The sequence below is a fragment of the Pseudomonas sp. COR18 genome (genome assembly GCF_048568395.1).
Lineage (GTDB): Bacteria > Pseudomonadota > Gammaproteobacteria > Pseudomonadales > Pseudomonadaceae > Aquipseudomonas > Aquipseudomonas fuscovaginae_B.
Map to the genome: position 1 here is coordinate 6,020,628 of NZ_CP183808.1, position 25,367 is coordinate 6,045,994.

Below are 25,367 nucleotides of genomic sequence, written 5' to 3' on the forward strand. Positions count from 1 at the left end.
TCAAGCATCCTTGGAGACGATAGCGAGCAGTTCGCTTTCAGACAGCGAAGCCATTTCTTGTTGCAGGTCCAGCAGTTCGTCGGACTCGTACTGAGCCAGTTGCAAGGTGGTGACCAGGTCGGCCAACGCCTGCAGCGACGGGTGTTCGAACAGGCCGCGCAGGGGCACTTCGACGCCGAAGGTCTCGCGGGCCCGCAAGGTCAGTTGCACCGCCAGCAGCGAGTGACCGCCGAGTTCGAAGAAGTCGTCGTGGCGACCGATCCGCTCCAGGCCCAGCAGCTCGGCCCAGATCGCGGCCAGCAGCTCCTCGGTCTCACCGTTGGGCGCTTCGTATTCGCGGTGGGCGAAATCCTCGGCTCCCGGGGCGGGCAGGGCCTGGCGGTCGAGCTTGCCGTTGGGGCTCAACGGCAGCTGTTCGAGCACCACGAAGGCCGACGGCACCATGTAGTCCGGCAACTGCGAGCTGAGGTACGGCCGCAGTGTCTGACTGGCGTTGCCGGCGGACAGGTGCGGTTCGACGCTGAGGTAGGCCACCAGGCGCCGGGCTCCCGGCACGTCCTCGCGGGCGATCACCGCGGCCTCGCGCACACCCGGCAGGGTCAGCATCAGCGCTTCGATCTCCCCCGGTTCGATACGGAAGCCGCGGATCTTCACCTGCTGGTCGTTGCGCCCGAGGAACTCGAGCACCCCGTCGGCCCGCAGGCGCACCAGATCGCCGGTGCGATACATCCGGGCGTCGTCGCCGGCCGCGAACGGGTCGGCGAGGAAGTGCTCGGCGTTCAACTGCGGCCGGTTCAGATAGCCGCGGGCCACCCCGTCGCCGCCAATGTAGAGTTCGCCCGAGACGCCCAGCGGAACCGGCTGGCCCTGTGGGTCGAGCAGGTACAGGCGGGTGTTGGGGATCGGCCGGCCGACAGGCACCGTGCCCTGATCGTCCGGCGTGCAGCGATGCACCGTGGCCCAGACCGTGGCCTCGGTCGGCCCGTATTCGTTGTACAGGGTGATGGCCGGCTCGAATTCGGCACACTCGCGCACCAGCAACGGTGGGCAGGATTCGCCGGCGACGATCATCTCCCGCAGGGTGCGGCGGCCCCTGGTGGCCGCCAGGCTGCCCAGCACCAGGCGACCCAGGGACGGGACGCAGAGCAGGGTGGTGACCGCCTGCGCGTCGATGAACCGGGCAATGGCCTCGGGGTCGCGGGCCGTGTCGGCATCCGGGATGCACAAGGTGCCGCCGCTGAGCAGGGTGCCGAAGATACCCGCCACGGAGCTGTCGAAGGCGATCGACGACAGCAGCAGGAAGCGCCGTTCGCTGTCCGAGGCGTACACCGCACAGCGGGCCAGGGTCGAGGCCACCAGGCTGCGGTGCTCGATCGTCACGCCCTTGGGCTTGCCGGTGGAGCCCGAGGTGTAGATCACGTAGGCCAGGTGCGCCGAGGTCAGCTCGGCGGCGGCGAACGTCAGGTTCGCCGCCTCCGCAGGCGGCACCGGTACCGTGGTGTCCGCCTGTTCGAGGGCCAGGCAGCGGGTTTCGCCAGCCGGCTCGCCGAGCGCCGCACGTCCGAGCGGATCGGCCAGCAACAGGCTTGGCTGGGCGTCCCCGACGATGGCGGCCAGGCGTTCGGCCGGGTAGGTCGGGTCCAGTGGTACATAGGCGGCACCGGCCTTGAGGATGCCGAGCAGGCCGATGATCATCGCCGTACCGCGCTCGACGCAGATCGCCACCAGGTCACCCGGCCGCGTACCAGCCTCGACCAGGCGCCGGGCCAGGCGGTTGGCGCGGGCGTTGAGCGTGGCGTAGTCGAGCTGCCCATGGGCATCGACCAGGGCGATGGCGGTCGGCGTCCTGCCCACCTGCTCTTCGAACAGCTGTTGGATGCAGACGTCCTTCGGATAGTCCAGATGATTCTGGTTGAAGGTGTCCAGCAGCAGGGTACGTTCGGCGGGCGGCAGCACATCCAGTTCTGTGAGCGCGATCTTCGGCGTGTACATCAGCGCCTGGGTCAGTTGCTCCAATGCCCGTTGCATCAGTGCGCACAGGCGCTGTGGGTCCACCGGCCGCACGCCTTGCACCTGCAGGCCCAGGGCATCGCCGTAATCGTTGACCGACAGGGTCAGCGGGTAGTTGGTCCGTTCGGCACTGCCAAGCAGGCGCATGCCCGGCCACTGCAACTGGCTGTCGTCGCTCTGGTGCCGGTAGTTGAGCAGGCTGGTGAACAGCGGCAAGGCTGTCGCCACACCGCTGCAACGCTGGGCCAGGGCCAGGGAGGCCTGCTCGTGGATCAGCAGTTCGCCAAGGTCGCGGTGGGTGGCCAGCAGCAGTTCATGAGCACCCTGGCTGGCCAGTTGCACGCGAACCGGCAGGGTGTTGATGAACACCCCCAGGGCCCGTTCGGCACCGACCGAACCTTGCAGGCGGCCGGCGACCACGGTGCCGAACACCACATCATCGCGTCCGGTGCAGCGCGCCAGGACCTGGGCCCAGGCCACATGGAACAGCACCGCCGGGGTCATCCCGCGCTCACGGGCCTGGGCGCGGATCCGCCGGGTCAGGTCGTCGCCCAGTTGCAGTTCGGCCTCTTCGATGTGGTTGCCATCGCCCTGTACTTCCAGCAGGTCGAACGGTGCGGTCGGTGCATCGACATCCGCCAGGCGACGGCTGAAGTAGGCTTCATGGACCTCGGCCGGGGTGGCCTGGGTCTGGGCGATGAAGTCACGATACGGCTGCGGGGCCGGCAACTGGTCGCCCTGGCCATGGAGGATCGCATGGATTTCCTCCAGGACGATTTCCAGGGTCACGTGGTCGCTGGCCATGTGGTGGTTGAGCAGGGCCAGCAGCCAGCGCTCGGAGTGCGGGTCGCGGGCGATGCAGGCGCGCATCAGCGGCCCCTGGCGCAGGTCCAGGCGCAGCTGCCGCGGGTCGTTGAGGGTACGCAACTGCTCCAGCGGGTCGCGGTCGCTGTCGAGGGTGACGCTGTGCACCGGCAGGTGCGCCTGGCGTTGCACCACCTGCACTGGCTGCGGCAGGCCGTCCCAATGCACCGCCGTGCGCAGGATGTCATGGCGGTCGATGACCGTTTGCAGGGCCGCGATGAATGCATCGAGGCGCTGGCGGTCGTCGAATTCGATCATCGAGCGCACCAGGTAGGCATCGCCTTCGTGGCCCAGCAGGTGGTGGAAGAGAATCCCTTCCTGCAGCGGCGCCAGCGGGTAGATGTCCTGGATATTGGCGGCCCCGCCGGGGACGGCGCTGACGATCCGCTCCAGTTGCGTGGCATTCAGGTTCACCAGCGGCAGCATGTCCGGGGTCAGCTCGGTACAGCCGGCCGGGATACGGTTGGCCGGGGCCTGGAAGCGGATTGCCGGCTCATGGCTGATGGCAAGGGCCATCTCCCGCAGACTGGGAGAAGTGAATACGCTGCGTACGCTGGCATTCATGCCCTGTTGGCGCAAACGCTCGATCAGGCTGACCGCCAGCAGCGAATGACCGCCCAGCTCGAAGAAACCGTCGTGCCGTCCGACCCGCTCCACGCCGAGCAATTGCTGCCAGATCTGCGCGATGACGTGTTCGACCGGACCCTGGGGCGCCTCGTAGGTACGGCTGGCGAAGGCCTCCTGGCCCGGTTCCGGCAGGGCGCGGCGGTCGAGCTTGCCGTTGGGGGTCAATGGCAGCCGGTCCAGCACCACGAAGGCGCTGGGTACCATATGGCCGGGCAGCCGTTGCAGCAGCTCGGCACGCAGTTGCTCGGCGGACGCCGGTTCGCCGCACAGGTAGGCCACCAGGCGCTTGTTATCGGGGGCGCTTTGGTGCGCGCGGGCAATCACCGCCGCCTCGCGAACACCCGGCAGCGCGGCGATCGCGGCCTCGATTTCGCCCAGCTCGACGCGCAGGCCACGAATTTTCACCTGGTCGTCATTGCGACCCAGGTATTCCAGCGTGCCATCGGGCAGCCAGCGACCGATATCACCGGTCTTGTACAGCCGGGCCTCGGCCCGATCGGTGAACGGATCGGCGATAAAGCGTTCGGCGCTCAGTTCCGGCCGGTTCAGGTAGCCACGGGCGACGCCGACGCCACCGATATGGATTTCGCCGCGTACGCCCACTGGCAACAACTGGCCGTGGCTGTCCAGCACATGCAGTTGCATATTGCGGATCGGCTTGCCGATGGGCATCGAACGGTCCCGGTAGGTCGCCAGGTCGGTGTCCGCCCGGTGCCAGGCCACCACGTCGCTGCACTCGGTCGGGCCGTAGCTGTTGATCACGGCCGGTCGCGGCTGAGGGAGTTTTTCCAGCATGGCGATCTGAATCGGCTCGCCACCCAGTACCACCCGCTTCAAACAGGCCAGGGCCTGGTGGCTGTCGGCGTCCACCAGCGCATGGAAAGCGCTCGGCGACATGTTCAGATGCGTCACACCGGCTTCGGCGATCTGCGTGACGATGGCCTCGGGGTTGAACGGCTCTTCGGCCAGGTGCAACACCGCACCGACCATCAGTGGCGCGAGAATGTTCTTCTGGGTCAGGTCGAAGTTATAGGAGGAGGCCAGCAGCACCGCGTCCCCGGCGTGGAACTCGAGGTCGTCGAGGTACCAGTCCAGCAGGTTGCGCAGGCCGCGATGCTCGACCATCACGCCTTTGGGCAGGCCGGTGGAGCCCGAGGTGTAGATCACATAGGCCAGGTGGTTGAAGCCCAGCGCCGGCACCTCGGGGTTGTGCTGCGCAGCCTGTTGCAGCGATGGGTCATCCAGTTCCAGCGTGGCCAGGCCTTCGGGGACCGGCAACTGCAGCCCGTGCTGAATCACCAGGGCCTGTGGCGCACTGTCGGCCAGCATATGGGCCAGGCGTTGCGCCGGATATTGCGGATCCAGCGGTACGTAGGCGGCGCCGGCCTTGAGGATGCCCAGCAGGCCGATCACCATCTCCGGGCTGCGGCGGGCGCAGAGGCCAACGGTATGGTCGGGACGTACCCCCAGGGCGATCAGGCGATGGGCGATGCGGTTGGCCCGGGCATTCAGTTCGGCATAACCCAGGGACTGTCCGGCGCAGACCACTGCCACGGCGTTCGGGGTGCGCGCGGCCTGTTCTTCGAAGACCCGGTGGGGCAGGCGTTGCGGCGCTTCGTCCAGTGCCGCGAGCGGCGGATTGAACGATGACAGCAACTGCTGGCGCTGTTGTGCGTCGAGCAGCGGCAGGGTTGCCAGCGGCTGCGTGATATCGCCGAGCAGGGCGTCGAGCAGGTGCAGCAGGTGGCGGCTCCAGCGTTCGATGGTGCTGGCGTCGAACAGATCGGTGGCGTACTCGAACTGGCCACGGATGGTTGCGCCGTCGTCATTGAGCGACAGGCTCAGGTCGAACTGGGTGGTGCCGCTGGCCTGGGGCAGTGGCGTCAGTTCCAGGCCGGGCAGTGACAGCGCCTGGTCCTGCGGAGTGTTACCCAGCACCAGCATGGCCTGGAACAGCGGGCTGTGGCCGAGGCTGCGCTCCGGTTGCAGGGCTTCGACCACCTGTTCGAACGGCAGGTCCTGATGGTCGTAGGCCTCCAGGGTGATGGCCTTGACCCGCGCCAGCAATTGCTCGACGCGTTCGTGGGCCTGGACATCGACCCGCAGGGCCAGGGTGTTGACGAAGAAGCCGATCAGCGCCTCGGTTTCCTGGCGCGGCCGGTTGGCCACCGGGGTGCCGACCACCACTTCGGCCTGGTTGCTCAGGCGCGAGAGCAGGATCGACCAGGCGGCCAGCAGGGTCATGAACGGAGTCAGGCCCTGTTGCTGGCTGAACTGGCGCAGCCGGGTGCTGAGGGTGGCCGGCAGTTCCAGCGCCAGGGTGGCGCCCCGGTAACTCTGTACCTGGGGCCGCGGACGATCGGCCGGCAGTTCCAGCAGGCCTGGCGCACCGCTCAGGTGCTCGCGCCAGAAACGGGTCTGGGCCTGCAGGCGTTCGCCTTGCAGGTACTGTTGCTGCCAGGCGGCGTAGTCGGCGTATTGCAGGGTCAGCGCCGGCAGCGGATCGTCCAGGCCCTGACTGAAGGCGCTGTAGAGGCGGTTGAACTCGCCGATCAGCACGGCCACGGACCAGCCATCGGAGACGATATGGTGCTGGGTGACCAGCAGCACATGCTCGTCCTCGGCCAGTTGCAGCAGGCGTCCGCGAATCAGCGGACCCTGGCTCAGGTCGAACGGTGCGCCGGCTTCCTCACGGCCCAGTCGCTCGACGGCCTGTTGCCGGGCCTGCTCGTCCAGGTCCCGCAGGTCATGCTCGAGCAGACTGAAGCCGATGTCCTCTGGGGCGAAGCGCTGGCGGACGTGATCGCCCTGGCGTTCGAAGGTGGTGCGCAGGCTTTCGTGACGCGCGACGATACGGTCCAGGGCCCGTTGCAGGGCCTGGCGGTCGAGCTGGCCGCGCAGGCGCAGGGCCGCGGGCATGTGATAGGCGATGCTGGCGGCGTGGTCGAGCTGGTCGAGGAACCACAGGCGTTGCTGGGCCAGGGACAGCGGCAGGTCCTGGTCGCGGGCCACGGCTTCGATGCTCTGCACGGAGGAACGGCCGGCCTGGTCCACGCACTGGGCCAGGGCTTGCAGGGAGCCGATGCCGAACAGGGTGCGCAGGTCGATCTCGGCCCCCAGTTCCTGGTGCAGGCGGGCCTGCAGTTGCACGGTGAGCAGCGAATGGCCGCCCAGTTCGAGGAAGCCGTCGTGACGACCGACCTGGTCGAGACCGAGCAGGGTTTTCCAGATTTCGGCGATGGCCACTTCGGTCTCGCCGACAGGGGCCTCGTAGGCCTTGCTGGCCAGGGATTCGACACCTGGGGCGGGCAGGGCACGGCGGTCGAGCTTGCCGTTGGCGGTCAGCGGCAGCTTGTCCAGGTGCACGAAGGCGCTGGGCACCATGTATTCGGGCAGGTGCTTGAGCAGTTCGTTGCGCAGTTGTTCGGCAGGTGCCGGTTTGCCGCAGATATAGGCCACCAGGCGCTGTTCCTCACGGGCGATGACCACCGCTTCGGTGACACCCGAGATCGCCAGCAACGCGTTCTCGATTTCCCCCAGTTCGATGCGGAAACCGCGGATCTTCACCTGGAAGTCGTTGCGGCCCAGGTACTCCAGGGTACCGTCGGCCAGCCAGCGACCCAGGTCGCCGGTCTTGTACAGGCGGGCACCGGGCACCTTGCTGAAGCGGTCGGCGATGAAGCGTTCGGCACTCAGCGCGTCGCGGTTGAGGTAGCCACGGGCCACACCGACGCCGCCGATATGGATTTCCCCGGCCACGCCCAGCGGCGCGGGCTCGCCCCGGGCATCGAGGACATGCACCTGGACGTTGGCGAACGGCCGGCCGATGCTCGGTTTTTCGCCCAGATCACGGATCAGGTCGAGGGTCGCGTCCACCGTGCACTCGGTCGGGCCGTACATGTTGTAGAAGCGGATGGTCTGGCAGTTGCGCAGTTTTTCCCAGGTGCTGGCGTTGATTGCCTCGCCACCGAGCAGCACGCTGACCGGCTGGTAACTGCGACGCTCCAGCAGGCCGGCGGCGAGCAGGGTATCGAGCTGCGACGGGGTCGAATCGAAGGCGTGCACCCGGTGCTGTTCGAGGAAGTCCAGCAGTTCGCTGCCGCTGGCGCGGATCAGTTGCGGGATGATCACCAGCTTGTGTCCGGAGAACAGCTGCGAGATGCCCTTGATCGACATGTCGAAGAAGAAGCCGGCATTGAGCGCCACGGTGGCGGGTGTCGGGCAGTGCTGGTGGGTGGTGCGGGTCAGCACGTGCCAGAAGTTGAACACTGATCGGTGCTCGACCATCACGCCCTTGGATTGGCCGGTGGAGCCGGAGGTGTAGATGACGTAGGCCAGGTGTTCCGGGGTCAGGCCGGCAACGACCGGATTGTCATCAAAGGCTTCATCATCTGCCGCGCGCAGTGACTCGGCGGTGTCGAGCCGCAGCACGGGTAGCTGGCCGGCCGGCAGGCTGAGGGCGGCCTGGGTCAGCAGCGCGCGCGGCTGGCTGTCGTTGAGCATGAAGGCCATGCGCTCGGCCGGGTGGGCCGGGTCGATGGGCACATAGGCGGCCCCGGCCTTGAGCACGCCGAGCAGGCCGACGATCATTTCCAGGCTGCGTTCGGCGCAGATGGCGACGCGCTCGTCCGGCTGCACGCCGAGTTGCAGCAGCTGCCGGGCCAGGTGGTTGGCGCGGCGGTTGAGCTGGCGATAGCTCAGCTGGCGGTCTTCGCAGACCAGGGCCACGGCATCCGGGTTGGCACGGACCTGGGCCTCGAACAGGGCATGGATCGGCTGGGCCGGTCCGAAGTCGGCGGCGGTGTCGTTGAAGCCGTGGAGCAACTGTTGCCGTTCGGCTTCGGGCACGACCTTCAGGTCGGCGGCCGGGCGCGCGGGGTCCTGCTCAAGGGCAGCGACCAGTTCGCTCACGGCGTGGACGAGGTAGTCGGCGATACGCCGTGGGTCGATACCGTCGATGGCCTGGGTGGTCAGGGAGAAACCGCCCCCTTCATCGGCCACGGCCACTTCGATCGGGTAGTTGGTACGCGCTTCGTTGCTCAGGAAACGCACGCCATCCCAGGCCAGCACGTGCTCCTGGTTGGCCAGAGAGCCGCCGTCGGTGGAATGGCGATAGTTGAACAGCGTGGTGAACAACGGCAGGCCCGCCGCGACGCCGCTGCAACGCTGGGCCAGGGCCAGGGAGGCCTGCTCGTGGGCCAGCATTTCGCTGAGGTCGCGATAGGTCTCGTCCACCAGTGAGCCGACCCCGGAGCGGGCCAGTTGCACGCGCACCGGCAGGGTATTGATGAACACCCCAAGGGCGCGGTCCGCCCCCGCCGAGCCTTGCAGACGGCCGGCGACCACGGTGCCGAACACCACGTCATCACGGTCGGTGCAGCGCCCGAGTACCTGGGCCCAGGCGATATGGAACAGCACGGCCGGAGTGACCCCGGCGGCCTGGGCACGGGCCCGGATCCGCTGACTCAGGGCCGGGTCCAGATGCTGGCTGGTCTCGCTGACCCGGGCACCGTCGCCCTGGACATCGAGGATGCCGAACGGTGCGGTGGGCTCGTCGACATCGGCCAGGCGACGGCTGAAGTAGCCCTCGTGCACTTCGGCCGGGGTGGCGAGGACCTGTGCGACAAACTCCCGGTAAGGCTGCGGAGCCGGTAGTTCGGCGCCCTGGCCCTGCATCAGGGCACGGATTTCCTCGAGCACGATGCCCAGGGACACGTGGTCGCTGATCATGTGATGGTCGAGCAGGGCCAGCAGCCAGCGCTCGGCGTGTGGATCACGGGCGATGCAGGCGCGCATCAGCGGCGCCTGTTGCAGATCCAGGCGCAGCCGTCGTGGGTCGCTCAGTTGCTCCAGCTGGCTGCGCGGGTCCTGGTCCGGGCTCAGGGTGAGTGTTTCCAGTGGCAGTCGCACCTGGCGATGGACCACCTGCACGGCCTGCGGCAGGCCGACCCAGTGCACCGAGCTGCGCAGGATGTCGTGGCGGTCGATGACCGTTTGCAGGGCTTCGACAAAGGCATCGAGGCGCTGGCGGTCGTCGAACTCGATCAGCGAGCGCACCAGGTAGGCGTCGCCTTCGTGGCCCAGCAGGTGATGGAAGAGGATACCTTGCTGCAGTGGCGCCAACGGGTAGATGTCCTGGATATTGGCGGCCCCGCCGGGGACGGCGCTGACAATCCGCTCCAGTTGCGTGGTATTCAGGTTCACCAGCGGCAGCATGTCCGGGGTCAGTTCGGTACAGCCGGCCGGAATGCGGTTGGCCGGTGCCTGGAACAGGGCCTGGCTGTCGCGCCCGATGGCCTGGGCCATCTCCCACACGCTGGGCGCGGTGAACACGGTGCGGACACTGGCATGCAGGCCGCGCTGGCGCAGCCGGTCGATCAGGCTGACTGCCAGCAGCGAGTGGCCGCCGAGTTCGAAGAAGCGGTCATGACGACCGACCTGCTCGATACCCAGCAGGTCCTGCCAGACCCCGGCGACGATCTGCTCGACCTCGCCGCGCGGGGCTTCATAGGCGCGGCTGGCAAAGGCTTCCTGGCCCGGAGCGGGCAGGGCGCGGCGGTCCAGCTTGCCGTTGGGGGTCAGCGGCATGGCCTCCAGGTGTACGTAGGCGCTCGGCACCATATAGTCCGGCAAGGCCTCCAGCAGGGCCGCGCGCAGTTGCTCGACCGGCACGGCGTCGCCACACAGGTAGGCCACCAGGCGCTTGCTTTCGGATTGGCCGGGTTGGCTTTCCCGGGCCACGACCACGGCTTCGCTGACGCCTTCGCAGGCGGCCAGCACGGCCTCGATTTCCCCCAGTTCGACCCGGAAGCCGCGGATCTTCACCTGGTCGTCGTTGCGGCCCAGGTATTCGAGGGTGCCGTCGGCGCGCCAGCGGGCCAGGTCGCCGGTCTTGTACAGCCGGGCGTCCGAGGCGGTGCTGAACGGATCGGCGATGAAGCGTTCGGCGCTCAGTTCGGCCCGGTTGAGGTAGCCGCGGGCCACGCCGACGCCACCGATATGCAACTCACCGGCCACGCCCAGGGGCGCGAGGTTACCGGCGGCATCCAGCACATGCAGCTGGGTATTGCGCACCGGCGTGCCGATGGAGCGGAAGTCTTCGTTGTCGCGTTCCATCAGGCGGATCGAGGCGTTGACCGTGGCTTCGGTCGGACCGTAGGCGTTGAACAGCGCCGGGCGATGGGTTTCCCGCTCGAACCACTGGGCCACCGCCTGTTTGCCCACGGCTTCGCCGCCGATCATGAACTGGCGCAGGGAGGTCGGCAGGGGGACATGGGCATCGCGGGCGACCTGTTGCCAGAACACGGTGGGCAGGTTGGCGACGGTGATCGCGTACTGCTCGCACAGCGCGGCGAAGGCGGCGGTGCCGGCGATCCAGGCGTCCGAGCGCAGCACCAGGGTGGCGCCGGAGAGCAGGGCACCGAAGATCTCCTCGACGGACATGTCGAAGGTCATGGTGGCGAATTGCAGGACGCGGTCCTGTGGATTGAGGCCGTAGCGTTCCTGCAGGGCGCCGATCTGGTTGCACACGGAACGGTGCTCGAGCATCACGCCTTTCGGCTTGCCGGTGGAGCCGGAGGTGTACATCACGTAGCACAGGTGCCGCGAGGTCAGATGGGCGACGTGGGGATTGGCGTCGTTACCGGGGCTGTCCGTCAGCGACAGGTTGGGAATCGACAGTGGCGGCAGTTGCCGGGCCAGATCGCCCTGACTCAGCAGCACCCGTGGCGCGCTGTCGTCGAGCATGTGTTGCAGGCGGTCCTGCGGATAGTTCGGGTCGAGTGGCACATAGGCGCCACCGGCCTTGAGGATGGCGAGGATGCCGACGATCATTTCCGGGCTGCGTTCCACCAGCAGGGCCACCCGCTCATCCGGTTGCAGGCCCGCGGCGATCAGGCGATGGGCGATGCGGTTGGCCCGGGTGTTGAGTTCGGCATAGCTCAGGGCAATGCCTTCGGCCTGCACCGCGATGGCCTCCGGGCGTGCCTGCACCTGCTGTTCGAAGAGGTCCTGCAAGCGCAGGCCTTCGGCGAACGGGACGTAGGTCCGGTTGAAACCGGTGAGCAGTTCGCGACGCTGCTGGTGATCGAGCAGCGGCAGGGTTGCCAGCGGCTGCGTGATATCGCCGAGCAGGGCATCGAGCAGGTGCAGCAGGTGGCGGCTCCAGCGTTCGATGGTGCTGGCGTCGAACAGATCGGTGGCGTACTCGAACTGACCACGGATGGTTGCGCCGTCGTCATTGAGCGACAGGCTCAGGTCGAACTGGGTGGTGCCGCTGGCCTGGGGCAGTGGCGTCAGTTCCAGGCCGGGCAGTGACAGCGCCTGGTCCTGCGGAGTGTTACCCAGCACCAGCATGGCCTGGAACAGCGGGCTGTGGCCGAGGCTGCGCTCCGGTTGCAGGGCTTCGACCACCTGTTCGAACGGCAGGTCCTGATGGTCGTAGGCCTCCAGGGTGATGGCCTTGACCCGCGCCAGCAATTGCTCGACGCGTTCGTGGGCCTGGACATCGACCCGCAGGGCCAGGGTGTTGACGAAGAAGCCGATCAGCGCCTCGGTTTCCTGGCGCGGCCGGTTGGCCACCGGGGTGCCGACCACCACTTCGGCCTGGTTGCTCAGGCGCGAGAGCAGGATCGACCAGGCGGCCAGCAGGGTCATGAACGGAGTCAGGCCCTGTTGCTGGCTGAACTGGCGCAGCCGGGTGCTGAGGGTGGCCGGCAGTTCCAGCGCCAGGGTGGCGCCCCGGTAACTCTGTACCTGGGGCCGCGGACGATCGGCCGGCAGTTCCAGCAGGCCTGGCGCACCGCTCAGGTGCTCGCTCCAGAAACGGGTCTGGGCCTGCAGGCGTTCGCCTTGCAGGTACTGTTGCTGCCAGGCGGCGTAGTCGGCGTATTGCAGGGTCAGCGCCGGCAGCGGATCGTCCAGGCCCTGACTGAAGGCGCTGTAGAGGCGGTTGAACTCGCCGATCAGCACGGCCACGGACCAGCCATCGGAGACGATATGGTGCTGGGTGACCAGCAGCACATGCTCGTCCTCGGCCAGTTGCAGCAGGCGTCCGCGAATCAGCGGACCCTGGCTCAGGTCGAACGGTGCGCCGGCTTCCTCACGGCCCAGTCGCTCGACGGCCTGTTGCCGGGCCTGCTCGTCCAGGTCCCGCAGGTCATGCTCGAGCAGACTGAAGCCGATGTCCTCTGGGGCGAAGCGCTGGCGGACGTGATCGCCCTGGCGTTCGAAGGTGGTGCGCAGGCTTTCGTGACGCGCGACGATACGGTCCAGGGCCCGTTGCAGGGCCTGGCGGTCGAGCTGGCCGCGCAGGCGCAGGGCCGCGGGCATGTGATAGGCGATGCTGGCGGCGTGGTCGAGCTGGTCGAGGAACCACAGGCGTTGCTGGGCCAGGGACAGCGGCAGGTCCTGGTCGCGGGCCACGGCCTGAATGCTCTGGACAGCCGAGAGGGTCGCCTGGTCCACACGCTCGGCCAGGGCTTGCAGGGAGCCGATGCCGAACAGGGTGCGCAGGTCGATCTCGGCCCCCAGTTCCTGGTGCAGGCGGGCCTGCAGTTGCACGGTGAGCAGCGAATGGCCGCCCAGTTCGAGGAAGCCGTCGTGACGACCGACCTGGTCGAGACCGAGCAGGGTTTTCCAGATTTCGGCGATGGCCACTTCGGTCTCGCCGACAGGGGCCTCGTAGGCCTTGCTGGCCAGGGATTCGACGCCCGGGGCGGGCAGGGCACGGCGGTCGAGCTTGCCGTTGGCGGTCAGCGGCAGCTTGTCCAGGTGCACGAAGGCGCTGGGGACCATGTATTCGGGCAGGTGCTTGAGCAGTTCGTTGCGCAGTTGTTCGGCAGGTGCCGGCTCGCCGCAGATATAGGCCACCAGGCGCTTGCTTTCCGCCTGGCCGGGCTCGTCTTCACGGGCGATCACCACCACCTCGCGAACCCCGGCGCACAGGGCCAGGGCAGCCTCGACTTCGCCGATCTCGATGCGCAGGCCGCGGATCTTCACCTGGAAGTCGTTGCGCCCCAGGTACTCAAGGGCACCGTTGGCCAGCCAGCGGCCCAGGTCGCCGGTCTTGTACAGGCGCGCCTGGGGATCGCTGGAGAACGGGTCGGCGACGAAGCGCTCGGCCGTCAGTTGAGGCTGGTTCAGATAGCCCCGGGCAACGCCGATACCGCCGATGTGCAACTCACCGGCCACGCCCAGCGGTTGTACCTGGCCCAGGGTATCGAGCACGTGCATCTGGATATTGGCAATGGGGCGACCGATCGGCACGCTTTCGCCCGGATCGCCGGGACGGCACTGCCAGGCGGTGACGTCGATGGCCGCTTCGGTCGGGCCATAGAGGTTGTGCAGCTCGACACCGGCCAGTTGTTGTTCGAAGCGTCGTTGCAGGCCACGGGGCAGGGCCTCGCCGCTGCACAGCACCCTGCGCAGTTCGGGGAAGTCGCGGCTGGCGCGATGTTCCAGGAACAGATCGAGCATCGATGGCACGAAGTGCAGCAGGGTGATACCGGCCTCGCGGATCACCCGGGCCAGGTAGTCCGGTTCCTGATGGCCACCCGGACGGGCCATGACCAGTTCGGCACCGGCGAGCAACGGCAGGAAGAACTCCCAGACCGACACGTCGAAACCGAACGGGGTCTTCTGCAGCACCCGGTCGGTAGCGTCGACGGCGTATTCGTCACGGGCCCAGAGCAGGCGGTTGACCACGCCCAGGTGTTCGTTCATCACCCCCTTCGGTGTCCCGGTGGAACCCGAGGTGTAGAGCACGTAGGCCAGGTGCCCGGGCAGCAGGCCGAGGACCCGGGGATCCGGGTTGAAGGTCGGCTGTGCCGCCAGTTGTGCGCTGTCGTCGGGGTCGTCGAGCAGCAGCACCGGCACGTTCAGGGCCGGCAGCCCGTCCCGTAGCGCCTGGACGGTGAGGACCGCACGTGGCGCGCTGTCGTCGAGCATGTAGGCCTGGCGGGCACTCGGCAGGTCAGGGTCGACCGGCACATAGGCACCGCCGGCCTTGAGAATGCCCAGCAGGGCGATGACCATCTCCGGGCCGCGGCGCAGGCTGACGGCAACCCGGGCATCGGGTTCCACCCCCAGTTCGATCAGCCGGTGGGCGAGCCGGTTGGCCTGGCGGTTGAGTTGTTCGTAGCTGAGCAGCGGCCCGCTGTCGCCGCGTACGGCACAGGCGTTCGGCCTCTGGGCGACCTGCTGTTCGACCAACTGGTGGATCAGCACGTCGCGCGGATAGACGCGGGCGGTATCGTTGAATCCGACCTGCAGCTGCCGGCGTTCCTCCTCGCCCATCAGCGGGAAGTGCGCCACGGGGGTGTCATGCTGTTCCAGCACCGCTTCGAGCATGGCGAACATGCGCTGTTGCAGGCGCTGTGCCTCTTCGAGGCTGTAGTAGGCGGTGTTGAAGTTGAAGTCCAGGTGCACGTCTTCGAACGGATGGTAGTCGCGCACGAAAATCGCCATCGGCGTCTGCTCGTAGCCGTTGTCCATGGTGATCACCCGCGACGAGGTGCCACCAAACTGATCGTCGCCGTCGAGGCTTTCGAACGACAGCGAAACGTCGAACAGCTGCCGACGCCCGGTCTGGGCCAGGCGCAGGGTGCGGTTGAGCTCGGCGATGGGGAAACGCTGGTGGCGGTAGCAGCGACGCAGTTGCGCACCGGCGGCGTTCATCAGGTCCAGCAGCGAACCTTGCGGGTCGACCGCCAGGCGAATCGGGCTGACCGAGGAGAACATGCCGGCGGTGGCTTTCTGGCGGGCGGTGGTGCGGTTGTGCACCGGCATGCCGATGACGATTTCATCGACCCCCACGGTACGGCAGAAATAGGTGCCGACCACGCTGATCAGCACATGGGCCACCGACAGGCTGCGTTCGCTGGCGAACTGCGTCAGGGCGTTGTACAGCGACCGCGGCAGCATCGCCTGGACCTGGGCGCTGGGCGCCAGTTCGTTGGCCTTGCCGGCCTTGAAGTCGGCGCGGCGCTGCAACAGCGGCGGTGGCAGTTGCGCGTAGACTTCCTGCCAGAACTGACGGTCGCGCTCGTAGCGCGAGGACTGCAGGTAGGCACGGTCTTCCTCGAGAAACGACAGGTAGGAGTGGCCCTCGGCGACTTCCTCGTTGCCGGCCAGCAGGCTGTTGTAGGCGGCGCCCACCGCATGCCCGATCAGCGCCACGCCGATGCCGTCGGTGACCAGGTGATGGTAGCGGTTGAGCCAGTAATGGCGCTTTGGTCCGCAACGCACCATGCGCGCCTCCCAGAGCTGGCCGGTCAAGGACTCGAACGGTTTGCGAAAGGCTTCGCGCAGATACTCCATGGCCAGGCCGGCGTCGTCGTCGGCCTCGGAAAACTCCACCACTTCGAGCTTGACCTTGACCTCGGGCAAGACCCGCTGGCGACCGGTGCCGCCTTCATGGCTGAAACTCAGGCGCAGCGTGTCGTTGCGGTTGGCGACCATTTCGATCGCTTTCTCGAACAGCGGGATGTCGATCTCGCCGCGGATCTCCAGGGACATGCCGATGTTGTAGTAGGGCAGATCAGGGTGGGCGATCTGATCGAGCCAGATACCCTGCTGGACCGAAGCCAGTTCGTGGGACACGCTGGTTTGCGCGGACAGCTTTTCGGTCGACGAATCCATTTCGGAGCACCTGTTTGCAGAAATCAGTGGGCTCGTCTCCGAGCGAGGGACAGCACGGCGCGAAGGCTCGATTGTCGGTCGGCGGGACGAGGGAAAACGTGCGAAAAAAGCTAGAGCATCCACCCGTTGATGTCTGTCATGGGAAGCAGGGACAACCGCGCGGTGCGGGCATCGGTGCGTTTGGGCGCGTGCGTGTGACTCTGTTATATCAACGGCCCTGAGTGTTCTTGCGAGGGTCGCACCATGTCATCGATTGCCGAAGTGAACCGCCCTGAGTCGAAGTTCTGGAGTCTGTCGCGTTTTCCCAACCATCCTCAGGCAGGCCCTGTCGAAGTGATCGATGCGTTGACGATTACCCGGGAGGCATTCATCCGTCGCTACGTCAACCGCAACCGTCCGTGCCTGGTGAAGAATGCCGTGCGCCACTGGCCGGCGTTCCAGAAATGGCAGCAGTTGGACTACTTCAAGGCGAACTCGCGCAACAAGCCGGTGGTGGTGCGTTCGAAGATCGTCTCGGAAGTCATCGGCTGGTCGAAACCCGAGGTCAAGGCGGCGCTGACCGCGTATGCCGACACGGTTTACCGGGAGATGCCGTTTCACGAGTTTCTCGACGGCCTGGGCGAGGGGCATGATCCCCTGGTGGCGGACAGCTGCCGTTTTTCCGAAGGCTCGGCCATCGAGCAGATGAAGGATGACGTCGGCGGCCTGCCGTTCATGCCGCAATTATCCAAGTCCCGGCATTACCCGCCCCATCGCAGTTTTCTTTACCGCAACTCCTATACCGACTGGCATTTCCATGTGGTCGACGAGACTTTCATGGCCCAGGTGGTCGGTGCCAAGGAAGTGCTCCTGCTGCCGCCGGACGAGGCCAGTTGGCGGGCGCTGCGGCCGGTGATCGAAGAGGCGGGCTACCTGTATGACATCGATACCCGGCGCTTCCCCGGAACGCGCGACCTGAAGGCGCTGCGCACGGTGGTGGAACCGGGCGATGCGCTGTACATCCCGGTGTACTGGTGGCACGCCGTGCAATCGATGGACGACGCGTTCGGTGCCACCGTTGCGGCAACCTTCCCGACGCCCCTGCATGTCAGTGGCGATATCCGCTCGCCGATCGCCAGGCGGGTGCTGCGTACCTATCTGTTTTCCCGGCTGGCGCCGCTGGTGCTGGGCGCGGTGGCCTACTCCCTGGCCTGGCAGCTGGCGCAGAAGGTGAGTGATCTCTTCAGCCCTCGCGATGTGCGCCCATGAGCCTCTCGCGCCGTCTGCCATCCTTCGACCTGGGACGAAGTTTCTATTTTCTGTGGTGCGGCGAGTCCCTGGCGATCGTCGGCACCGCCCTGATGGAGTTCGCCCTCGGGGTCTGGGTCTACTCCCATACCGGCTCGGCAGTGGCCTTCGCCAACGTGGTGTTGGCGGCGACGCTGCCCGCGGTGGTGTTCCTGCCGTTGGCCGGTGGGCTGGCCGACCGGGTCAGCCATCGACTGATCATCATCTGTTGCGACGTCAGCCTGGCGCTGCTGCTCTTCGCCGTCATGGGGCTGCTCTGGTTCGATCGCCTGGAGCCGCTGCACCTGTATATCTTCAACTGCCTGGCCTCGATCGTCTCGGCCTTCCGCAAGCCGGCCTACCAGGCAGCCGTCAACTCGATCGTCGCCCCCGACAAGTTCACCCGTGCCTCGGGCCTCATGGGGATCAGCAAGAACGCCTCGGCGCTGGTTGCGCCGTTGCTGGCGGGTGCGATCATGGCCCACGCGGGGTTGGTGACCATCCTGGCGGTGGACCTGATCACCTTCTGCTCCGGCACCTTGCTGGTGATCAAGGCCTTTTCCCATCTGCGGCAGTCCTGCGAACGACCTGACAGCCCTGCCAAGGGCACGGTGCTGCACGGAGCGATGGGGAACGTCGCGGCCGCCCTGAGGTTTTTTGCCGGCACTCGGCTGATGGCCGGCCTGTTGGTCTACACCATGCTGCGCAATGCCATGCTGTCGCTGGCCACCCTGATGATGACGCCGTTGCTGCTGTCCACCCTGGGCAGCCAGACCCTGGGCATGGCCTACACCTGGGCGGCCCTGGGCGGGCTCGCCGGTGCCGGGCTGCTGATATCCATGGGCAACCCGCGACGATTGATGGCCCTGGTGGCCGCGGCTGATCTGTTGCTGGCGCTGTGTGTGATCGCCCTGGGTGTGGTCTCCCACGCCTTTGCCTACTGCTCGCTGGCCTTTGTCGCCATTACCGCGGCGAGCGTGGCCGACGCCAGTGTCAACTCGCTCTGGATGCGCAGGATCCCCGCCGGCAACCGGGCGAGTGTCTTTGCCTTGATCAGCATGCTGACCATTGCCACCACCAGCCTGACGATCTTCGTCGGTGGCCTGCTGGTCGACCACTGGTTTCAACCGGCGCTGGTGCCTGGCGGGGCCTATGCCGAATCGATCGGACGCTGGCTGGGGGTCGGCCCGGGGCGCGGGGTGGCAATGCTGTTCGTGGTGGCCGGGGCCTGCTTTGCGCTGTTGGCCCTGAGTGTCCTGTGCCATGGGCCGATGCGCCGCCTGGAGGGCGCGCAGCCCGAGGCGGCACCGCGGCACACGGCTGATCCGGTACAGGCCGACGCCCTGTGAAAAAGCCCTGAAGGCCGCGTGGCGGGCCTGTTGTACCAGATTCCCGTGACAGACAGGCCAGGGGCGCTGGGTCAACCTTTGCAGGCTCTCGCGCAGTCGTCAGGACTGCGCCCGCATCGCCATCCGAGCCGACAACAATCGATAGAGGAGGACCTATGCGTCCGTCATTTTATGATCCCAGTCACTTCCCCAAGCTTCAGCACCTGGCCAACAACTGGGAGGTGATTCGCAAGGAGTTTCTCGCCCTGAATGCGCCGACCCTGACCATCAACCGGGTCGGCAAGCAGATCACCGATATCGTCAACGAAGTCGATGAACACATGGCTGCCGGTGGTCAGTACGGCTGGATCTGGGGCTGGGGCGACAACATGGAAGTGATGCCCGAGTGGACCCAGTATGGCCTGATGGCCTACGACACACCGATTCCCTATGCCCGTGAGGCGATGCCGGAAACCATCGAGCTGCTGACCCAGATCCCCGGGGTCAAGCTCTGTGCCCTGCTGCGCATGGAACCCAACGTGTTCCTGGGCACCCATGCCCATACCGGCACCTGGGAGGAGGGGCTGCTGCACATGCAACTGACCATCGATGCGCCCGTCACCGGCAACTACGCCTACCTCAACGTCAACGGCAACTTCAACCAGAGCACCAATGGCAACCTGGTGATCTTCGACGGCTCGCTCGATCACTTCGCGGTCAATGCCTCGCGCGATTTCCGTACCGTTCTGTACCTCGAGTTCTATCGCGAAAAGAACATGATCGCCGCCTGATAGCGGACGCAGCGGTCCGCGCAAACGGGCCGCTTTGGCCGTCGCCGGCAGCAGGAACGAAGAAGGGGGCGCAAGCCCCCTTTTGTTGTCTGTCCGCAACCGTCAGGCGAAAGACGGCTGCAGGACTTCTTCCAGGAAGTTGAAGGCGGTCTGCTTGGCCAGCTGGGTGGACTCGAAGAACGCCAGGTGGCTGCCATCGCGCTCCACATGCAGGGTGGCCTCCTCGATCGAGGCGGCGATGTGGCGCGATCCGCCGATATGCGTGGTGGCATCGGCGTCGCCGGCGACCACAAGGGTCGGCACCGCGACCCGCGCCAGCTGCGAGGCCAGCTCGGTCTTGTTCAAGGCGTCGTTCAGGCGCGCATAGCGATAGAACAGCTCCGGGTTGACGTAGGGATAGAGCGCGACATGGGCGATCGGCTCGGGCGTGGTGGCCAGCGTCGCCTGGTCGAGGAACATCGTCTGCAGGTCGCTGGCCTCGTGGCGGTCCTGGGCCGCGGCTTCCATCAGCCACTCGAAGTTCTGCTGATGGGCGGTGCGCAGGTTGTCGTCGCCCAGGTTGTAGTCGCCATGCCACAGGCTCAGGGAACTGACCCGGTCGCCGTGGGCCGCGGCGGCACTGAGGGCGATCACCGCGCCGCCGCAGATGCCCATCAGGTGGGCGGTGGACAGTTCGTAGTGATTCATCACGCTGATCAGGTCGGCGACCTGGGCCTGGGTGTCCACGGCGATGCCATCGAAGGACTCGCAGGCACCGAACAGCCCGCGGGTCTCCCAGGTGACCACGAAGAAGCGTTCGCTCAGTGCGTCGAACCAGTCGCGGCAAAGGTCGAAGGGCATGCCGCAGGGCAGGGCGAGGACGATTGCCGGACGCTCCCGGTGGGTGCCGGCATAGACCGACAGGGCGACGTTGTCGCGGGTGGTCAGGTGCAGCGCCTCGATGTGCGGCGCGGCACCGCTGAAATCGAAATGCTTGAGCGCCCGCTTGAACGCCGCGCTCTCTTCGTCATCGTCGAAGTGATCGTAGCGGTAGTCGAGCGCCTCGCAGATCTTGCGGCTGATAAAGTATTCGAAGGACGACAGCTGGGCCTCGCCCCCGTGCAGGTACTGCAGGGCATGCACGCCGATCCGCGCAAAGGCGGCGTTGACCGCGCGTTCCGTGGCCCTGACGCTGGGCGAGGCCTGCTCGGGGAGCGGGCCATCGCCGTGGGCGAGAAAGCTCAGGCAAACGGGATCGGGCAGGTGGGTGGCAAGGTGCCTAAGCATCCTCACGGTCTCGCACAGGCGCAACGTTGCGTCGGTGGAAATAGTCATGGATTTCAACTCCTGTAGGCACATTGCGCAGGCCAACTGTCGTCAGGCTGGTAGGGATCAGGCCACTTCGAATTTCTTGCCGCGGGTGGTATGGGTCACGAGGCGGTTGTAGTCCGGCGTCTTGTTACCGACCACCTGTACCGCGCCGTATTTCTCCAGGCTGATGCGACCGCCGTATTCCTCGATGTGATCGGAGTCCGGGTAGATCTTCACGAACGACGGCACATAGCGCGACGCGAAGCCCATGCGCATTTCCTGGGACTCACCGTTGTGCGGGTAGGAGGCGTGCATCAGGGTCGACCAGAAAATGATGAACTGGCCGGCTTTCATCACCATCGGCACGGCGGCGGATTCGTCGGGCTTGAAGTTCTCGTCGATCTGCAACTGGCGATAGTCGTAGCCGAAGAAACCGCGACGTACGCCGTCCTTGACCACCGAGCTGTTGTTGGCCTCGGGGTCGTAGCTCATGCGCTTGGTTTCGTCATAGTTCATGCTGTTCTGGGTGCCGGGGATGAACTGCAGGCAACCGTTGGCGATGGTGGCGTCGGTGAACGCGGTCCAGACGGTGATGGTACCGCCGAAGTCCTCGTGTTCCGGCCAGAGGATCTGCGGCTTGCCGGAGGCGTTGGCGAAGGTGTCGGCCTGGTGCCAGTCGGTGCCTTCATCGCCTGGGTACTTGGGGAAGAACTCGGTGCGCCAGCACAGTACGTCCGGGCCGAGAATGCTTTCGACGCGGTCGCAGATCTGCGCGCGGCAGATGTGATCGGCCAGGAAGTCGTCATCCAGGTGACGGTCGTAGTTGGCGATGTTGGTGCCGGCGGAGATGGCATCCAGGTCCTGGTAGGCCGCCGCGCTACGGTCGAGCATGCGCAGGCGGGTACGCTTCCAGGCCTCTTTCATTTCTTCCGGCGAATAGGCATCGAATGGGCCGATGAAACCGTTCTTTTCGAACGAGGCGCGTTCTTCCGGGGTCAGGGCGAATTTTTTGCTCACGGGTCTTTCCTTTTGGTCAATGGGCTTGAACAAGGTTGCGGGAGATGTAGTCGGCCAGGACCTTGGCGGTCGCGCCGTTCGCCAGGACACCGGGGTCGAGGCTGATCTGGAAGTGAGTCTTGAGTTTGTTCAGCGAGCGGATCAGGGCCAGGGAGGTGCCGCCGAAATCGAAGAAGTCGTCGTTCAGACCGATGTTCTTCAGGCCCAGGTCCTCGTTCCAAATCTTGAGCACGAACTGTTCGGGAGCCAGTTGCGTGCGGGAGATATAGTCGGCCAGCACCTTGGCGGTTGCGCCGTTCGCCAGGACACCGGGGTCGAGGCTGATCTGGAAGTGGGTCTTGAGTTTGTTCAGCGAACGGATCAGGGCCAGGGAGGTGCCGCCGAAATCGAAGAAGTCGTCGTTCAGACCGATGTTCTTCAGGCCCAGGTCCTCGTTCCACACCTTGAGCACGAACTGCTCGACCTGGTTGAGCTCCGGGTTGCCGGCCGCGCCGACCGGGGTGACGCCGCCGGTGGGCGAGGGCAGTTGCTGCTTGTCGATCTTGCCATGGGCGGTCACCGGCAACTGCGCCAGGGCCAGGTAGGTCGAAGGACGCATGTAGTCCGGCAGGCTGGCGGCCACCAGGGCGGTGACTTCACCACGGACCTGCTCGGTCCAGGCGCCGAGGCCATGGCTTGGGACCACATAGGCCACCAGGCGCAGGTCGCCATCGCCATAGTCGTGTGCGCCGACATGGGCGGCCGCCACGTGCGGGCTGGTCTGCAGGCAGGCCTCGATCTCGCCCGGCTCGATGCGGAAACCGCTGATCTTCAGTTGCTCGTCGCAACGACCGGCGTAACGGTACTCGCCGTCTTCACCCAGGATCAGCAGATCGCCGGTGCGGTAGGCGCGGGTCGAGGTGCCGGGCAACTGGATGAACCTTTCGGCATTGAGGCTGGCACGGTTCAGGTAGCCCTGGGCCACGCCGGCGCCTTCGATATACAGTTCGCCGGCCGTGCCCCGGGGCACCGCTGCCTGGTTGGCGTCGAGCAGGTGCAGCCGCCAGCCATCCAGCGGCTGGCCGACGGAGACGATCGCACCGGTTTCCAGGTCCTGGCCCAGGACACGCTTGAAGGTGGTGTGAACGGTCGCTTCGGTGATGCCGTACATGTTGATCAGTGCCGGCTTCTGGTCGCCATGGCGCGCGACCCAGGAACGCAGCACGGTGGTCGGCAGCGCCTCGCCACCGAAGACCACATAGCGCAGGGCCAGGGGCGCCTTGCTGCCACGATCGGCCTCGTCGAGGCCGCGGAAGGCCGATGGGGTCTGGCTGAGCACGGTCACGCGCTGGTCCGACAGCCATTGGCGCAGGGCGCTCGGAGAGCGGGAGACGTCATACGGCACCACGCTGACCTGGCCACCGTGGGCCAGGGCGCCCCAGATTTCCCAGACCGAAAAGTCGAAACCGATGGAGTGGAACATCGACCAGACGTCCTGGGCGTTGAAACCGTAGACGCGTTGTGTACTTTCCAGCAGGCGGCTGACGTTGCCGTGGGCAACCTGTACGCCCTTGGGCTCACCGGTGGAACCGGAGGTGTAGATGATGTAGGCGGTGGCCTGGTCCGGGTCGCGACGGCCGACATCGGCACTCGGCTCCAGTGCCGGCGCGGACAGCAGTTGGTCGAGTGGCAGCACGCGCAGGGCCGGGCTCTGCGGCAGGTTCGCGGCGTCGCCGATCACCAGGTTCAGGCCGCTGTCGCGCACGATGTGCTCGACACGCTTGCCCGGATACTGCGGATCGATCGGGACATAGGTACCGCCGGCCTTGAGGATGCCCAGCAGGCTGATGACCAGATCGACGCTGCGTGGCAGGTACATGCCGACACGCATGCCATCCTTCACGCCCTCATGGCGCAGGCGCGCCGCGAGCTTCGACGACAGCGCGTCGAGTTGCGCATAGCTCAATGTCCGAGTGGCGTCGGACACCGCCGTTCGCTCGGGAAACTCACGCGCCCGTGCACCGAATATCTCATGCAGGAAAGCACCGGACGTGAGAGGGGCTGGCGCGGTGTTGACCGATTCGCCAGTGTTCTTGATCGGCATGACTTACGCTCCTGTGTAATAACCAGGTGCAGCGAATCGGCGCCTTGACGAGTTGCGCTGCACTTGAGACGTCCCTGCGGCCTGGGGACCCATTGCGAAAGAGCCGGCACGATCCGCAGTGGCCGCATTTCAGCATTGAGCGGTCGCCGGCGTCTGTCGCGGGAAATGGGGACAAAGCCGTCACGGGCGGCATACGCGGCGCCTGTCCCGGTTTGCAGTGACAGACAGCTCCCCGCCATCGATGTTCTTATCCTTGCGCGGCGCTGGGACCGGTTCGGTCTCGCGCCATACAACGTGGATGTGAGGGGCTGTGGTCCAGGAGTGTTCAATGAGTCTTCAAGCTAACGCTGCGCCGGTTTTCACCGCTGACGAACTGCCGAACTCGCCGGCCTGGCCCGATGGAGTGGGCGACCCGTTGGTACGCCTGTCCTTCCTGGCCCCCGGCATCAGCCTGCCGGTGGTGGTCGAGCCCGTCGCGGCCGGCCTGGATCCGGCGCTGTGGGCATCCACGCAACGCGAGGCGATCGAGGCGTTGCTGTGCCAATACGGCGCGCTGCTGTTCCGCGGCTTCGACCTGGGTTCGGTCGCGGCCTTCGAAACCTTCGCCGAGGCGCTGTCACCGGGCCTGCATGGCAGTTACGGCGACCTGCCGAAGAAGGAGGGTGGGCGCAATGTCTATCGCTCCACGCCCTATCCCGAACGCGAGATGATCCTTTACCACAACGAAAGCTCGCACCTGGAGAGCTGGCCGCGCAAGCAATGGTTCTTCTGCGAACAACCCTCGCGGGTCGGCGGGGCGACGCCGTTGGCCGATATCCGGCAAGTGCTCGGGCGCCTGCCGGCCGAGGTGGTCGAGCGCTTCGAACGCAAGGGCCTGATGTACAGCCGCACCTTTACCGCCGGTGTCGAGCCGGGCTGGGAATCGTTCTTCGGCACCTCCTCGCGTGACGTCGTCGAACAGCGCTGCCGTGAGCAGGGCACCGATTTCGAGTGGCTCGACGCCGATACCCTGCAGATCCGCACCCAGTGTCCGGCGGTGATCACCCATCCGTTCACCGGTGAGCGTTGCTTCTTCAACCAGGTGCAACTGCACCATCCATTCTGCCTGGGTGAGGAAATGCGCGAGGACCTGCTGGACATGTTCGGTGCCGACCGCCTGCCACGGCTGGTCAGCTATGGCGACGGCTCACCGATCGAAGACTCGGTCATGGCCCTGATCGGCGAGGCCTACGAGGATTGCGCAGTGCGTTTCGACTGGCGCAAGGGCGATGTGGTGATGCTGGACAACATGCTCGCCGCCCATGCCCGCGACCCCTACGAGGAACCTCGGCTGATCGTCGTCGCCATGGGTGAAATGACCGCCCGGGACGATGTCTGGAAGCCCGTCTGAACGACCCCACGCCGGGTCTCCCAGGACTTTAAACGGCCGGCCGGCGAGCGGGCCCCAGCATT

General features: G+C 66.2%; 8 protein-coding genes. 4 read left to right on the forward strand and 4 right to left on the reverse strand.

The genetic code is table 11. The annotated features are described in order from the left end of the window. Complete coding sequence (locus ACM62G_RS27475) at positions 1 to 16,140, reverse strand: non-ribosomal peptide synthase/polyketide synthase (protein ID WP_419736061.1); 16,140 nt, start codon at positions 16,138 to 16,140, stop codon at positions 1 to 3. A gap of 243 nt (positions 16,141 to 16,383) precedes the next feature. Between ACM62G_RS27475 and ACM62G_RS27480 the strand changes: the two genes are divergently transcribed. The 3 genes from ACM62G_RS27480 (at position 16,384) to ACM62G_RS27490 (ending at position 19,525) form a co-directional block, all read left to right on the forward strand. Further along, positions 16,384 to 17,388, forward strand: coding sequence for a cupin-like domain-containing protein (locus tag ACM62G_RS27480; RefSeq protein WP_054056602.1), 1,005 nt, complete (start codon positions 16,384 to 16,386; stop codon positions 17,386 to 17,388). Continuing rightward, positions 17,385 to 18,755 (forward strand): MFS transporter, encoded by a 1,371-nt coding sequence (locus ACM62G_RS27485; protein ID WP_419736062.1) that lies wholly within the window; start codon positions 17,385 to 17,387, stop codon positions 18,753 to 18,755. Before ACM62G_RS27480 ends, ACM62G_RS27485 begins: the two co-directional genes overlap by 4 nt. Positions 18,756 to 18,910: 155 nt before the next feature. Beyond that, positions 18,911 to 19,525 (forward strand): aspartyl/asparaginyl beta-hydroxylase domain-containing protein, encoded by a 615-nt coding sequence (locus ACM62G_RS27490; RefSeq protein ID WP_054056604.1) that lies wholly within the window; start codon positions 18,911 to 18,913, stop codon positions 19,523 to 19,525. Between the two features lie 102 nt (positions 19,526 to 19,627). On the opposite strand, the gene syrC is transcribed toward ACM62G_RS27490, so the two are convergent. Genes syrC through ACM62G_RS27505 form a run of 3 tightly spaced genes read right to left on the reverse strand, consistent with a single transcriptional unit; the run spans position 19,628 to position 23,915 of the window. Next, positions 19,628 to 20,839: a syringomycin E biosynthesis aminoacyltransferase SyrC gene (syrC, locus tag ACM62G_RS27495; RefSeq protein WP_419736063.1), complete on the reverse strand. Its 1,212-nt coding sequence runs from the start codon at positions 20,837 to 20,839 to the stop codon at positions 19,628 to 19,630. A 57-nt stretch (positions 20,840 to 20,896) separates the two neighbouring features. Beyond that, a complete protein-coding gene (gene syrB2, locus ACM62G_RS27500; protein ID WP_017904096.1) occupies positions 20,897 to 21,832 on the reverse strand; it encodes a syringomycin E biosynthesis L-threonyl-[L-threonyl-carrier protein] 4-chlorinase SyrB2 in 936 nt (311 codons plus the stop codon). Between the two features lie 16 nt (positions 21,833 to 21,848). After that, a complete protein-coding gene (locus tag ACM62G_RS27505; protein ID WP_419736064.1) occupies positions 21,849 to 23,915 on the reverse strand; it encodes an amino acid adenylation domain-containing protein in 2,067 nt (688 codons plus the stop codon). Between the two features lie 328 nt (positions 23,916 to 24,243). Here ACM62G_RS27505 and ACM62G_RS27510 point away from each other — a divergent pair, with 328 nt between their 5' ends. Continuing rightward, a complete protein-coding gene (locus ACM62G_RS27510) occupies positions 24,244 to 25,305 on the forward strand; it encodes a TauD/TfdA family dioxygenase (RefSeq protein ID WP_054063322.1) in 1,062 nt (353 codons plus the stop codon). Positions 25,306 to 25,367: the final 62 nt, after the last annotated feature.

Bases quoted from the DNA above. Each gene is read 5' to 3' on its own strand.
- ACM62G_RS27475 (WP_419736061.1), bottom strand. From the start codon at position 16,140: ATGGATTCGTCGACCGAAAAGCTGTCCGCGCAAACCAGCGTGTCCCAC.
- ACM62G_RS27480 (WP_054056602.1), top strand. From the start codon at position 16,384: ATGTCATCGATTGCCGAAGTGAACCGCCCTGAGTCGAAGTTCTGGAGT.
- ACM62G_RS27485 (WP_419736062.1), top strand. From the start codon at position 17,385: ATGAGCCTCTCGCGCCGTCTGCCATCCTTCGACCTGGGACGAAGTTTC.
- ACM62G_RS27490 (WP_054056604.1), top strand. From the start codon at position 18,911: ATGCGTCCGTCATTTTATGATCCCAGTCACTTCCCCAAGCTTCAGCAC.
- syrC (WP_419736063.1), bottom strand. From the start codon at position 20,839: ATGACTATTTCCACCGACGCAACGTTGCGCCTGTGCGAGACCGTGAGG.
- ACM62G_RS27505 (WP_419736064.1), bottom strand. From the start codon at position 23,915: ATGCCGATCAAGAACACTGGCGAATCGGTCAACACCGCGCCAGCCCCT.
- ACM62G_RS27510 (WP_054063322.1), top strand. From the start codon at position 24,244: ATGAGTCTTCAAGCTAACGCTGCGCCGGTTTTCACCGCTGACGAACTG.